This is a genomic window from Treponema endosymbiont of Eucomonympha sp. (genome assembly GCF_001028545.1).
This window is the reverse complement of sequence record NZ_BBPW01000583.1, coordinates 1-468: the sequence shown is the minus strand read 5'-3', so window position 1 is coordinate 468 and position 468 is coordinate 1. Positions and strand designations below refer to the sequence as shown.

General features: G+C 57.5%; 1 protein-coding gene. It reads right to left on the bottom strand.

All coding sequences use genetic code 11. The features are described 5' to 3' along the window. A partial coding sequence (locus AWU74_RS12210) for a hypothetical protein (RefSeq protein WP_202966442.1) occupies positions 1–468 on the bottom strand: 468 nt, incomplete at both ends.

Sequence of the window (468 nt, the reverse complement as noted above, 5' to 3'; positions counted from 1 at the left end):
CTTCCGGCGTGTTGTCATATTTCGCAAGAAGGGCGCACGCGGCAATGTACAGTCCGGCATTGCGCTCGCCCTCATAAAGCACGGACGGCTTCGCATACGGGACCGTGCGCGTATAGTCTTGCGTGGCGGCAGGCATGACGCTATCCGCGGCTTTGGCAAGGATAGCGTCAACGCATAGCGGCTTGCCCTTGCCTTCTATGCGCTGTTTGCTTGCCTCTCGGTTTCCGTAGAAAAAACGCGCCCCGTCCTTCGCGCCTTTATCGCAGTATGGGTGAGCGCATACAAAGGCATCTTTTAGCCTCGTGTATTCGGCAATGTCCGTAACCATGCGGTCGAGGTAAACCGCAACGTGATACCTATCGCAGGGCGGCTCGCTGCCTTTTGGCTTGCCGTGCGATTTGGATGCAACAAGCTCGTACCGGACATCGGCGAATTCGGCTTGAAACTCGGCAATCGGCTTGCCGCCGT